At 71.3% G+C, this 12,367-nt stretch carries 9 protein-coding genes; 3 read left to right on the top strand and 6 right to left on the bottom strand.

The features are described from left to right. The 3 genes from asnB to ACIPTO_RS29650 form a co-directional block, all read right to left on the bottom strand. A complete protein-coding gene (asnB, locus tag ACIPTO_RS29660) occupies positions 1-1,842 on the bottom strand; it encodes an asparagine synthase (glutamine-hydrolyzing) (protein ID WP_366325466.1) in 1,842 nt (613 codons plus the stop codon). Between the two features lie 289 nt (positions 1,843-2,131). Then, complete coding sequence (locus ACIPTO_RS29655) at positions 2,132-3,394, bottom strand: arginine deiminase (protein ID WP_366325468.1); 1,263 nt, start codon at positions 3,392-3,394, stop codon at positions 2,132-2,134. Positions 3,395-3,424: 30 nt separating this feature from the next. Continuing rightward, positions 3,425-4,852, bottom strand: coding sequence for a basic amino acid/polyamine antiporter (locus tag ACIPTO_RS29650; protein WP_401197158.1), 1,428 nt, complete (start codon positions 4,850-4,852; stop codon positions 3,425-3,427). 88 nt (positions 4,853-4,940) lie between these two features. Between ACIPTO_RS29650 and ACIPTO_RS29645 the strand changes: the two genes are divergently transcribed. Both ACIPTO_RS29645 and ACIPTO_RS29640 read left to right on the top strand, forming a co-directional pair. Continuing rightward, entirely contained in the window at positions 4,941-6,041 is a 1,101-nt protein-coding gene (locus ACIPTO_RS29645) for a chemotaxis protein (RefSeq protein ID WP_401197155.1), read from the top strand. Positions 6,042-6,155: 114 nt separating this feature from the next. After that, the gene (locus ACIPTO_RS29640) at positions 6,156-7,181 is read left to right on the top strand and encodes a Gfo/Idh/MocA family protein (protein WP_401197153.1); all 1,026 of its coding nucleotides are present in this window, start codon (positions 6,156-6,158) and stop codon (positions 7,179-7,181) included. Here the strand turns inward: ACIPTO_RS29640 and ACIPTO_RS29635 are convergent. From ACIPTO_RS29635 to ACIPTO_RS29625, 3 genes are all read right to left on the bottom strand, one after another. Next, positions 7,171-9,201, bottom strand: a complete 2,031-nt coding sequence (locus ACIPTO_RS29635; RefSeq protein WP_401197151.1) for a phosphocholine-specific phospholipase C — start codon at positions 9,199-9,201, stop codon at positions 7,171-7,173. The two genes, ACIPTO_RS29640 and ACIPTO_RS29635, sit on opposite strands and share 11 nt — an antisense overlap. 139 nt (positions 9,202-9,340) lie before the next feature. After that, entirely contained in the window at positions 9,341-9,754 is a 414-nt protein-coding gene (locus ACIPTO_RS29630) for an SsgA family sporulation/cell division regulator (protein WP_366325478.1), read from the bottom strand. A gap of 594 nt (positions 9,755-10,348) precedes the next feature. Continuing rightward, complete coding sequence (locus ACIPTO_RS29625; protein WP_401197148.1) at positions 10,349-11,290, bottom strand: LysR family transcriptional regulator; 942 nt, start codon at positions 11,288-11,290, stop codon at positions 10,349-10,351. 71 nt (positions 11,291-11,361) lie between these two features. On the opposite strand from ACIPTO_RS29625, the gene ACIPTO_RS29620 reads away from it, so the two are divergent. Beyond that, complete coding sequence (locus tag ACIPTO_RS29620; RefSeq protein ID WP_401197145.1) at positions 11,362-12,249, top strand: SDR family NAD(P)-dependent oxidoreductase; 888 nt, start codon at positions 11,362-11,364, stop codon at positions 12,247-12,249. The last annotated feature ends 118 nt before the right edge of the window (positions 12,250-12,367 follow it).

The following is a 12,367-nucleotide window of genomic DNA, read 5'->3' as shown; positions in this document are numbered from 1 at the left end:
TCAGGTGAGCGAGATCTCGGGCTTGTAGAGGTCCATCCAGAGGGCCAGGTCGAGGGCGCGTTCCAGGCCCCGGCGCCCCGCCTGGGTGCTGATGGGGGTGTCGCGGTGGGCGGCCCGGCGGAGCCTCTCGCGGTCGACGAGGTCGAAGACCGGGTGGGAGGGCCGGGCGAGGAGGTCCTTGGCGTGGTCCTGGAGGGCGACCGCGTACTTGGGGTCCTGGGTGGACGGGTAGGGGCTCTTGACCCGGTCGTAGACGGACCTCGGGAGGACGTCCGCGGTGGCCTCCCGGAGCAGGGTCTTCTCGCGTCCGTCGTAGGACTTGAGGGCCCAGGGGGTGTTGAAGACGTACTCGACGAGCCGGTGGTCGCAGAACGGGACGCGGACCTCCAGGCCGACGGCCATGCTCGCGCGGTCCTTGCGGTCGAGGAGGATGCGCACGAAGCGGGAGAGGTGGAGATGGCAGATGCGCCGCATGCGGAACTCGAAGTCGCTCTCCCCGTCGAGGCGTTGGATGCCGGCGACGGCCGTGCGGTAGCCGTCCGCCGTGTACGCCTGGGTGTCGAGGGCCTCGGTCAGGTCGGCGCGCAGGATGTCGGAGTCCTCCCCGAAGTGCTGGCCGAAGCGGACCAGCCAGGGGAAGGTGTCGGCGCGCCGGGCCTCCTCGTCGAAGAACTGGAGGTAGCCGCCGAAGACCTCGTCGGCGGACTCGCCGGACAGGGCGACCGTGGACTGGTCACGGATGGCGCGGAAGAGCAGGTACAGCGAGGCGTCCATGTCGCCGAAGCCCAGGGGCAGATCGCGGGCGCGGAGCATCTTCGCGCGGACGTCGAGGTCGGCGAGCGCTTGTGCGTCGAGGACGATGTCCTGGTGGTCGGTGCCGGAGGCGCGGGCCACGTCGTGCACGTAGGGGGTGTCGGGGGTGCCGCGCAGTTCGTCGGCGACGAAGTTCTCGTTCTGGCCGACGAAGTCGACGGCGAAGCTGCGCACCTTCTCGCCGTGCTCGGCGAGTTGGCGGGCGGCGATCGCGGTCATGGCGGAGGAGTCGAGGCCGCCGGAGAGCAGGGTGCAGCGCGGTACGTCGGCGACGAGCTGGCGGCGGACGATGTCGTCGAGGAGGGTGCGGACATGGGCGACGGTGGCGTCGCGGTCGTCGGTGTGCGGGCGGGTCTCCAACTGCCAGTAGACGCGCCGCCGCAGGCCCGAGCGGTCGACGGTGACGACGGTGCCGGGCTCGACCTCGTGCATGCCGTCCCAGATCGCGTGTCCGGGTGTCTTGATCATGGTGAAGAGTTCGCGCAGGCCGTCCAGGGTGACCTTGGGGCGGGCCAGCGGGTTGGCGAGGATCGCCTTCGGTTCGGAGCCGAACAGGACGCCGTCCGAGGTCGGGTGGTAGTAGAAGGGCTTGATGCCCATGCGGTCGCGGATCATGACGAGTCGGTCGCGGCGGCTGTCCCAGATCGCGAAGGCGTACATGCCGTTGAGGCGTTCGGCGACGCCGTCGCCCCATTCGAGGTAGCCGCGCAGGACCACCTCGGTGTCGGAGTCGGTGGTGAACCGGTGTCCCCTGTCGGCGAGTTCGCGGCGGAGCTCGGTGAAGTTGTAGGCCTCTCCCGAGTAGACGAGCGCGACCGGGCCGTCCGCCGTGTCGGCGGTCATCGGCTGACGGCCGCCGGGCAGGTCGATGATCGCGAGCCGGCGGTGGCCGAGGGCCGCGTGACCCTGGACCCAGGTGCCGCGGTCGTCCGGGCCGCGGCAGGCCATCGTCTCCGTCATCGCATCCAATGTCGCGGCCTCGGTGCGCAGTTCACGGTCGAAGGAGACCCAGCCGGTGATGCCGCACATGCGTTACCTCCTGCGTTCGGCCGGCCGGGGAACCCCGTCCCACCTGGCGCTTTCCCGATGAGGAAGGTTGCCCCGCCGAACCAGTTGTATCTAGCACCTACATGTCGAGGGTGGGTCACGGCGGCGAGGCCGGTCAACATGCCCGTAACCTGAGCGGCCGTACCACCCCACCGCTTTCAGCCGTGCTTTGCGTCCCCGAGATCCGCCGACCGGCGTGCCACCGGGCGGTGCGCGCCAGGAACCGGCCATGGGCAAAGAGTTGGACAACATCTCCCGTGCGCCAGAGCGTTCAGAACTCCACCGGATCCCGCACGATCGGGCAGGTCATGCAGTGGCCGCCGCCCCGGCCGCGCCCGAGTTCGGCGCCGACGATGGTGATGACCTCGACACCGGCCTTGCGCAGCAGGGTGTTGGTCTGGGTGTTGCGGTCGTAGGTGAAGACCACGCCCGGTTCCAGCGCGACCGCGTTGTTGCCGCTGTCCCACTGCTGGCGCTCGGAGGCGTAGCTGTCGCCGCCCGTCTCGACGATCCGCAGTCCGGGCAGCCCGAGTGCCTTGGCGACGACGTCGGTGAACGGGGTCGAGCCCTCGTCGACGATGTCGACGCCGGGGGCCTTGTCGCCGGGGCGCAGGGAGAAGGTGTGGACGGCGTCCATGATGGCCGGGTACAGGGTCACCAGGTCGCGGTCGGCGAAGGTGAAGACCGTATCGAGGTGCATGGCGGAGCGCAGCCGGGGCATCCCGGCGACGACGACGTGCTCGGCGGCGCCCAACTCGAAGAGTGCTTTGGCGACTTGGGTGATGGCCTGGCGCGAGGTGCGTTCGCTCATGCCCATCAGGACGACGCCGTTGCCGACGGGCATGATGTCGCCGCCCTCGAACGTGGCCTGCCCCCAGTCGAGTTCGGGGTCGCCCCACCAGACGACGGAGCCCGCGAAGTCCGGGTGGAAGGTGTAGATCGCCTTCATCAGGAGGGTCTCGTCGTGCCGGGCGGGCCAGTAGAGCGGGTTGAGCGTGAGGCCGCCGTAGAGCCAGCAGGTGGTGTCGCGGGTGTAGAGGGTGTTGGGCAGCGGTGGCATCAGGTATTCGCGGACGCCGGTCGACTCGCGGACGAGGGCGACGTGGTCGGTGCGGTACTCGTCCGGGAGGTCGGTGGTGGCGAGGCCGCCGATCAGGTACCGGGCCAGGGCGGCCGGTTCGAGGCTCTCCAGGTAGGCGCGGGTCGCGTCGATGAGGCCGAGGCCGACCTCGTTGGCGACGATCTTCCGGTCCAGGAGCCAGTCCCTGGCGGCCGGGATCGTCATGGTCTGGGCGAGCAGTTCGTGCAACTCGACGACGTCGACGCCGCGTTCACGGAGTTTGTTGACGAAATCGGCGTGGTCGCGCTGGGCGTTCTCGACCCACATCACGTCGTCGAAGAGGAGGTCGTCGGAGTTGGTCGGGGTGAGCCTGCGGTGGGCGAGGCCCGGCGCGCACACCAGGACCTTGCGGAGGCGGCCGACCTCGGAGTGGACGCCGTACTCATGTCGGTTCACGCTGTCCTGACTGGTCACGGGGCACCTTTCCGGGGGTCGGGGGCGAGGTCAGAGGCTGATCCAGCCCAGCGTCAGGGCGACGATCCCGACGGCGGCGCCGGCGATCGAGACGGCGAGGATCACCAGTTCACGGGCCGAGAAGGGCGAACGCCCCTGTTCCCTGCGGGCCTTGACGAACAGGAAGGTGGCGGGCGCGTAGATGATGAACGAGACGAGGAGGTACTTCAGCCCCGCCGCGTAGAGGAGGAACGCGGTGTAGACCGTGGCGAGCACCGCGACCGTCAACTCCGCACGTCCGCGCCGGTTTTCGGCGAGCGCCATGCGTACGGCGAAGCCGGCGGCGAGCAGGAACGGGATCAGGGTCAGTGAACTGGTCAGGTCCAGCGCGAAGTTGAAGGCGTCGTCGGAGAAGTAGGTGACGATCAGGACGACCTGGCTGAGCAGGGTGGTCATCACCAGTGCGGGGACGGGTACGTCGGCGGCCGTGGACGTCTTCAGGAAGCGCGGCATGTCGTCGTCCTTGGCGGCGACGAACAGCACCTCGGCGGCCATCAGCGTCCAGGCGAGATAGGCGCCCAGCACGGAGACGATCAGCCCGACGCTGACGAAGACCTTCCCCCAGGTGCCCACCGCGTGCTCCAGCACGCCGGCCATCGACGGCTGCCGCAGTTCGGCGATCTCGCCCATCGGCATCAGGCCGTACGACACGATCGTCACCGACGCGAAGACGGCGAAGACGCTCAGGAAGCCGAGGACCGTCGCGCGTCCGACGTCCTCGCGGCGCTTGGCGTGCCGGGAGTAGACGCTTGCGCCCTCGACGCCGAGGAACACGAAGACGGTGGCCAGCATGGTGCCCTTGACCTGCTGGAACAGGGAGCCCGCGTAGTCGGCGCCGCCGAAGTTCTCGGCGAAGACATGGGGTTTGAGGTAGCAGAGCGCCAGGACGACGAAGACGAGGATCGGCACGACCTTGGCGACGGTGACGATGCGGTTGATGGCCGCCGCCTCCTTCACCCCGCGGCTGATCAGCAGGAAGAAGAGCCACAGACCGGCCGAGGAGAGGACCACCGCGAGGACGGTGTCCCCCTCGCCGAGCGACGGGGCGATGGTGCCGACCGTCGACATGATCAGCACCCAGTACGTCACGTTGCCGACGCAGGCGCTGGCCCAGTAGCCGAACGCGGAGAAGAAGCCGAGGTACTCGCCGAACCCGGCCTTGGCATAGGCGTAGACACCGGCGTCGAGGTCGGGTCTGCGGACCGCGAGGGTCTGGAACACGAAGGCCAGCATCAGCATGCCCGTGCCGGCGACGGCCCAGGCGATGAGCGCGCCCGCCACGCCCGTCTCCTGCGCGAACCTGCGCGGGAGCGAGAACACCCCGGCCCCGACCATGGAGCCGACGACCATCGTCGTCAGCGTCGGCAGGGTCAGCTTGGCGGCCGTGGTCCGGGATTCGGTGGTGGCGGCTTGCGTCACCCGAGGGACGTTAGCAACCAAATGTCGCGATTGCCTGGTGGGGTTCCTCCCATATGCCCCATCCGTGAATCGGCCCTATCGTGCTGGTATGGAGCACGCACTGAGTCCCGCCACCCTCACCGAACTGCGGCGCCCGCGCCCCTACCCCGCGGTCTCCGTGCTCACCCCGACCCATCGCCGCGAGCCCGACAACGCCCAGGATCCGGTCCGGCTGCGCAATGTGCTGGCCGAGGCCAAGAAGCAGCTGGAGGCCGATCCCGCGGTCCCCCGGGAGCGGCGCGTCGACGTCTCCCGGCAGCTCGACCAGGCCCTCGCCGAGGTCGATCTGGCGCACGCCGAGGACGGGCTGGTGATCTTCGCCGCGCCGGGCGAGCACCAGGTGTGGTCCCTCGCCAGGTCCGTGCCGGAGCGTGTGGTGCTCTCGGACACCTTCCTGACCCGCAATCTCGTCTCCGCGCAGGCCTCCGAGCGCCCGTTCTGGGTGCTGTCGCTCGCGGCGGACCGGGTCACGCTGTGGAACGGCGGTGTCGACCGGGTCGTCGAGGACCACGTGGGCGGCTTCCCGCTGACCCGGGACCACCGGGACAACTTCGACGCCGAGCGGCAGGAGCGGATCGGCGACATTCCGAGCACCTTCCGCGACGAGGACACCCGCCACTTCCTGCGCGAGGCGGACACCGCGATGGGCCGGATCCTGCGCGAGCACCGGCGCCCGCTCTACGTCACCGGCGACCAGGCCGCCCTGTCCGCCTTCGACGAGGTCGGCGGCGCGACCAGGGACGCGGTGCACATCGCGCACGGCGGCCTCGCGCACGGCACGCCCGACGCCGTGTGGCAGGCGGTACGGCCGCTGGTCGACGCCGAGGCGCGCAAGAACACCGTGGCCGTGACCCGCGAGCTCGAATCGGCGCGCGGGCGCAAGGAGTTCGCGGCCGGCGTCGACGAGGTCTGGCAGAACGCCCGGGAGGGCCGGATCCGGCTGCTGGCCGTCGAGGAGAACTACCGCGTCACGGTCCGCGACGACCACGGCGACCACCTGGTCCCCGCCGACAGCACCGATCTGGACGCCCGCGAGGACATCGTGGACGAGATCGTCGAACAGTGCCTGGAGACCGGCGCCGAGGTCCGCTTCGTCCCCGACGGCACCCTGAACGACGCGGACGGCATCGCGGGCGTCCTGCGCTACTGAACCCGGCGCGCCGATGAGCCCGGCGCACCCCGAAGGCCGCCCCCGCACCCCGAGGCCGCCCCTCCTGCCCGGCGTACGCTACGGCGTGATCGTCGACGGAGAGGGAGTGCGCACGTGGGTGACCTGCTGGGCGTGGCCGTGCTGGGTGCGGGACACATGGGAGCCGACCACATACGACGCCTCGATCAGGTGGTGAGCGGCGCCAGGGTCGCCGCCGTGGCCGACCCGGACACGGATCGTGCCAAAGAGGCGGTGGCCGGTCTGAACGCGGTCGCGGTGCACGAGGACGCCGTGGCCGCGCTGGACGCCCCCGGGGTCGAGGCGGTGCTCATCGCCTCGCCGGGTCCCGCGCACGAGGAGGCGCTGCTCGCGGCCTTCGCGCGCGGCTTTCCGGTGCTGTGCGAGAAGCCCATGGTGCCCGACTCCACCGGCGCGCTCCGCGTGGTGGAGGCCGAGGCACGGCTCGGGCGGCGGCTCGCGCAGATCGGGTTCATGCGGCGCTACGACGCCGAGTACCAGCGCCTCAAGTCCCTTCTCGACAGCGGGCGGTTGGGGCGCCCCCTGATGCTGCACTGCGTCCACCGCAATGTGTCGTCACCGTCGTACTTCACCTCGGCGATGCTCATCGACAGCTCGGTGTCGCACGAGATCGACGCCGCCCGCTGGCTGCTGGGCCAGGAACTCACCGCTGTGACGGTGCTCAGCCCGCGCTCGTCGGCGAACGCCCCCGAGGGCCTGATCGACCCGCAGCTCGTGCTCTTCGAGACCGACGGCGGCGCCCTGGTCGACGTCGAGATCTTCGTCAACAGCGGCTTCGGCTACCAGGTGCGCTGCGAGGCCGTGTGCGAGGCGGGCAGCGCCCGGATCGGCGAGGACCACTCGATGGTCGTCACCACCCGGGGCAGCGCCCAGGAGGACGTGCCGCTGGACTACCTCGTCCGGTTCGCGGAGGCCTACGACCGCGAGGTGCAGGCCTGGGTCGACGCCACCCGGCGCGGCCTGGTCACCGGCCCCAGCGTGTGGGACGGCTACGCGTCCTCCGCGACAGCCGAGGCCGGGATCCGGGCGCTGGAGAGCGGCGGCCGGGTGGCCGTCGACCTCGCCCCGCGCCCGGAGCTGTACGCCGACGTCAGCCGCTGACGCTCGCCGCACCCGACTCCAGGTGTCCGGTGAACCGGCGCGACCAGGTCGCGTCGGAGTCGACGGTCACCGTGAAGTCGTACCAACCGTCCTGGTGGGCGACGGCGTTGAAGAAGTCCTCCGCGGACGCGCCCGCGGCGACGGTGTAGGTCCACGGTCCGTCGCCGCGGTAGTGGTTCGAGGTGATCGTGAACTTCATCGAGGCAGCAGAGGAGTTGGCCATCCTGAAGTAGATGGCCAGCTTGCCGGTGCCCGGCTCGACGGCGTAACGGGTGCTCACCTCCGCGGACTTGCCCGCCTTCGTCGCGTCGCCCTGGAAGCGGCGCAGGAAGCGGTTGGGGCCGACCATGGTGATGTCGTACGTGCCGCCGCCGTAGCCCGTCCCGATGTTGAAGTAGTCGGAGGCGGTGCCGCCCGGGTCGACCGTGTACTGCCAGGGCGTGGTGTCGCGGTAGGCGTTGGGGTGGATGGAGAAGTGGGCGGCGCTCTTGGCGGCGCCGCCCTGGTTGGTCATGGCGAACCAGGCGAGGATCTTGCCGCCCGTCCCGAACTCCAGGTGGTCCAGGTATCCGCCCGGCTGGTACGGCAGCGCGCGGGCGGGCCGGGTGCCGGTCTCCTGGACGGGCAGGGCGTTGTCCGTCGGCACCGGGTTGGGCAGCGGGCCGCAGGTGGAGATGCCGATGACGCCGGTCGCGGGCAGGGACACCGCGCCGTGGACCGGGTGGGCGAAGTCGAAGACGCCGGTCAGGTCGCCGCTGACCCTACGGCGCCAGGTGCTGATGTTGGGGCAGGCGGCGGGCTTGCCGAGGGCGGTGGTCCAGGTCTCCAGGAAGCGCAGGACCGAGGTGTGCTCGAAGACCTCGGAGGAGACCCAACCGCCGCGCGTCCAGGGCGAGATGACGATCATCGGGACGCGGAAGCCGAAGCCGTAGGGCACGCCGTTCAGGAACTCGCCGTCGGTGCCGGCGGGCGGGGCGGGCGGTGGGACGTGGTCGAAGTAGCCGTCGTTCTCGTCGTAGTTGAGGAACAGGACGGTCGAGTCGAAGACGTCCGGGTCGGCGGCGAGGGCCTGGTAGACGAGGCTGACGAAGTGCGCGCCGTCGCCGGGCGGGGCGTAGGGGTGCTCGGAGAAGGCCTGGTTGGGGACCACCCAGGAGACCTGCGGGAGCGTGCCCGCCAGGACGTCGGCCTTGATGGCGGCGGCGATGTCGTCCGGGGTGGAGCCGGTGGCGGCCGGGACGGAGGACATGCCGCGGTCGTGAAGAGGGCTGCCGGCCTTGGAGTCGGCGAAGTTCTTGAAGTAGGCGCAGCCGTTGTCGCCGTAGTTGTCGGCCGCGTTCTGGTAGACCTTCCAGGTCACTCCGGCGTTCTGCAGGGACTCGGCGTAGGTCTGCCAGGTCAGGCCGGACTCGTCACCGCCGTCGTAGCTGGAGGAGTCGACCTTGCCGCTCCACAGATAGGTGCGGTTGGGGCCGGTCGCGCTCAGGGTGGAGCAGAAGTAGGCGTCGCAGATGGTGTAGTTGTCGGCGAGCGCGTAGTGGAACGGGATGTCCGAGCGGTCCAGATAGCCCAGCGAGCGGACATTGCCCACGCCCGAGACCCAGTTGTCGAGGCGGCCCTTGTTCCATGCCGAGTGCTGCGACGACCAGGAGTGCGGGAGGTCGCCGTTGCACTGGGCGAGGGTCTCGCCGTCGTGGCCGCCGGCGGCCGGGGTGGCGCTCAGCTTCCACGGGTACTGCCGGCCGCCGCCGTTGGGCTGATCGAAGACCGGGTAGCCGCCGTTCAGTGTGATGCCGCTGCGGTCGTCGAAGCCGCGGACGCCCTTGAGGCGTCCGAAGTAGTGGTCGAAGCTGCGGTTCTCCTGCATGAGGATCACCACGTGTTTCACGTCCGCGATCGTGCCGGTCGCCGCCGTCGCACGCTGCGCCGCGACCGCCGGCCGTGCGCCGGTGCCCGTCGCCATGCCCGCCGCCACGGTGGCACCGAGCCCCACGAAGCCTCTTCGGCTGATCGGAGTCATTCGCCCCGCCCTCGTCACAGGCGTGCCCGAGCGGCACACCGCGCGCAAGGGTGCACGGGGTGATCGCCAAGGTCCATACCTGGACGGTTAGGCGGAGGTGAACAAAAGTCAAAACCGCCTCCGGGGCGCCGGAGTGCGCTCAGACGATCCCGAACAGGGCGGTCAGGCCCCGGTCGACGACCGCGTCCATGTCCTCCTGCCCGGTGGCGACCACGTCGTAGGTCCGCAGCAGGAAGTGGCGCAGTTCCGGGGTGGGGAAGTGGAGCAGGGCGAGTCCGAACGGCGAGTGGAACTCCAGCACCGTGCGGTTCCGGCCGCACGGCCACAGGTGCACGTCACCGCCGCCGGCCGGCCTGCGCAGCCCCTCCTCCAGGAGCGACCGGGCGAAGGTCCAGGTGACGCCCTCGCCGTCGAGGGAGACATCCGGCGGGAAGTCGAGGTGCACGGCCAGCGGGTCCGAGGCGAGGTAGCGGAGCGTGGCGGACACGGGGATCTCCGTGTCGTCCGCCGTGATCAGCCGGGCTCGGGTGGGCTGCTCGAGCGTGATGTCCATGGACGGTCTCCACTGCGGATGTCAGGTCGGCGGGATTGCCGTGTGCCTGTACGACCTCGCAGGTGCCGCTCGCATTACGCGGAACCACGAACGAATTGATGTGACCTGCATCACACATGCGCCGCCGGGTGGCTGCGCCGATCAATCCGTTCGCGGCGGAACGGGTCGGTCCGGTGCGGTGGAGTCCGTGGACGGGGCCGCGGAACAGGCGTGACGGCCGCGGTGGCACAGGCCGGAGGTCCGGGGCCGGGCCGTCGGGGCGCCGCCCGTCGCCGATTCGCCGACCCTCGCGCTCGGTGCATCCGCCGACACCCGGCCCGGCCGCCGCGACGGCGACCGGTGCCGGTCGCCGTCGCGGCGGCTCCGGAATTCAGGTTCCTGGTCACGTTCGCCGCCCCGCTCCCCACGTCCCGCCCGGACGGGGAGCGGTCCGCCTACGGCACGTGTCCGGACGCCCGTAGGTACGGAACCGTACGGGTGGCGGGGACCCTGTCCGGCACGGGGGCGTCCACTGGGTTTACGTGCATCGCCGCGCTCCTCGGGAACGCGGCGGCGGGCACGAGGGCGGGGCCGACGCCATCGGGCCGGCCGGACTCACTCCCCCACGCCTCCCGCGTCCGGATCGCACGCATCGAGCGCCGCGGCCCGGATCGCCGCCGCCACCCGCGCGACCGCCTCGGCAGGTGGTCGGGGCAGGTGGGCCAGCAGGAGGCGGCGCTGTTCCTGGGGCCCGCCGCGCACCGGCAGGACGCGTACGCCGGGCGGCGCGGCGGGGGCCAGGGAGCCGCTGATCGTGGTCAACCCGGCGCCCGCGGCCACCAGTTGGAGCTTGGCCAGCCAGTCGCGGGCGGTGTGCGCGATCTCGGGCCGCTCGTCCAGGCCCGGCCACACCCCCATGAGCCGGTCCTCGCCGGTGGAGGCGCTCGCGATCCAGCGCTGTCCGCGCAGATCGGCCACGTCGACGTAGTCGCCGCGCGCCAGCGGATGCGTCGCGGGCACGGCGAGGCACAGCGGGCGCTCGGTCAGCGTGCGCAGCACCAGCGGCGGCGACTCGGTGTCCGGCGGACGGAACGGCGGAGCCGACGCCAGCAGCGCCAGGTCGAGACTCCCGGCCCGCAGGGCGCGGACGAGGGCCGGGGTGCCGCCCTCCCGGCTGACGACCCGCAGGTCCGGGTCGGTGCGGCGCAGGGCGGCCAGGGCGCGGGGCAGCAGGACCGCGCCCGCGCTGGGGAACCAGCCCAGGCGCACGGTCGCCGCCTCCGTCGGCAGCCCGGACAGCTCGCGCGCGGTCGCGTCGATCTCGTCCACCACGACGGTCGCCCGCCGCAGGACGACCCGGCCGGCCGGAGTCAGCCGTACGCCGTCGCGGCGCCGTTCGAGCAGTTCCGCGCCCGCGGCCCGCTCGATCGCGGCGATCTGGCGGGAGACCGCGGACTGGGTGTAGCCCAGCGAGGCGGCCGCCGCGGTGAAGGTTCCCTGTTCCGCGACCGCGCGGAAGACGCGCAGGGCGGTGAGTGACACATCCGTGAAGTCCATGACGTTCACGCATACTAGTGGTGCGTTACTTTCGTTGGACGCACACGCGGCGCGTTCCTACCGTGGCAGGCATGAACGCTTCACGCATCGCCCTCGTCACGGGCGCCAACCAAGGACTCGGCCGCGCCCTCGTCGAAGGTCTGGCCGCCCGTCTGGGCCCCGCCGACCTGGTCCTCCTCACCGGCCGCGACCAGGGGCGGGTCACCGAAGCGGCCCGGGAGGTCGCTGAGCTGCCCGGTACCCGCGGCCGGGTCGAGGGCCGGGTCCTGGACGTCACCGACACCGACGCCGTCGCGGACCTCGCCACCGACCTGCGGCGGCGCCACGGCGGGGTCGACATCGTCCTCTCGAACGCCGTGACCCGGATACTGCCCGGGGAGTCGCAGGCCGCGCGCGCCGACGAGTTCATCGACGTCTCCAACACCGCCACCCACGCGATGCTCCGCTCCTTCGGGCCCGTGCTGCGCCCCGGTGGCCGGTTCCTCGTCGTGGCCAGCAGCCTCGGCACCCTCGGCCACCTGGACCCGGCCCTGCACCACCTCTTCGACGGCGCGAGCCTGGACCAGGTCGAGTACGCCGTCGAGTCCTGGCGCACCGCCGTCCACCACGGGACCGCGGCCGAGGCGGGCTGGCCGCTCTGGCTGAACGTGCCCTCGAAGGTCGCCCAGGTCGCCGCCGTCCGCGCGGTCGCCGCGGAGCGCCGCGCGCACGACCTCGCGACCGGCACCCTCGTCGCCTCCGTCTGCCCGGGCATGGTCGACACGGCCACGTCGCGCCCGTGGTTCAGCGACTTCAGCCAGGCCCGGTCCCCGGCCGAGGCCGCGGGCGCCGTGCTCGACCTCGTGTTCAGCGAGCACGTGGACCCCACGCACTACGGCGAGTTGGTCCGCTTCGGCAAAGCGCTGGACTGGCACGGCGGCACCCCGCCGGTGGAACAGGACCAGCTGATCACACCCTGACCGGGGGGGTGGTTCGGGGCTCAACTGGCCTCCCGGGCACCTCAAATGAGGCCGCGTCCGGATGGCGGCTGGTGTGCCGTCACCCGGACGCGGCCGTCCGGTCCGAGTCCGCTCAACC

The sequence above is a fragment of the Streptomyces sp. NPDC090083 genome (assembly GCF_044747445.1).
GTDB lineage: Bacteria > Actinomycetota > Actinomycetes > Streptomycetales > Streptomycetaceae > Streptomyces.
The sequence above is the reverse complement of the archived record's forward strand: the minus strand, read 5'-3'. Positions and strand labels throughout refer to the sequence as shown.

Bases quoted from the DNA above. Each gene is read 5' to 3' on its own strand.
- asnB (WP_366325466.1), bottom strand. From the start codon at position 1,842: ATGTGCGGCATCACCGGCTGGGTCTCCTTCGACCGTGAACTGCGCACC.
- ACIPTO_RS29645 (WP_401197155.1), top strand. From the start codon at position 4,941: ATGGAGCACGCACTGAGTCCCGCCACCCTCACCGAACTGCGGCGCCCG.
- ACIPTO_RS29635 (WP_401197151.1), bottom strand. From the start codon at position 9,201: ATGACTCCGATCAGCCGAAGAGGCTTCGTGGGGCTCGGTGCCACCGTG.
- ACIPTO_RS29630 (WP_366325478.1), bottom strand. From the start codon at position 9,754: ATGGACATCACGCTCGAGCAGCCCACCCGAGCCCGGCTGATCACGGCG.
- ACIPTO_RS29625 (WP_401197148.1), bottom strand. From the start codon at position 11,290: ATGGACTTCACGGATGTGTCACTCACCGCCCTGCGCGTCTTCCGCGCG.
- ACIPTO_RS29620 (WP_401197145.1), top strand. From the start codon at position 11,362: ATGAACGCTTCACGCATCGCCCTCGTCACGGGCGCCAACCAAGGACTC.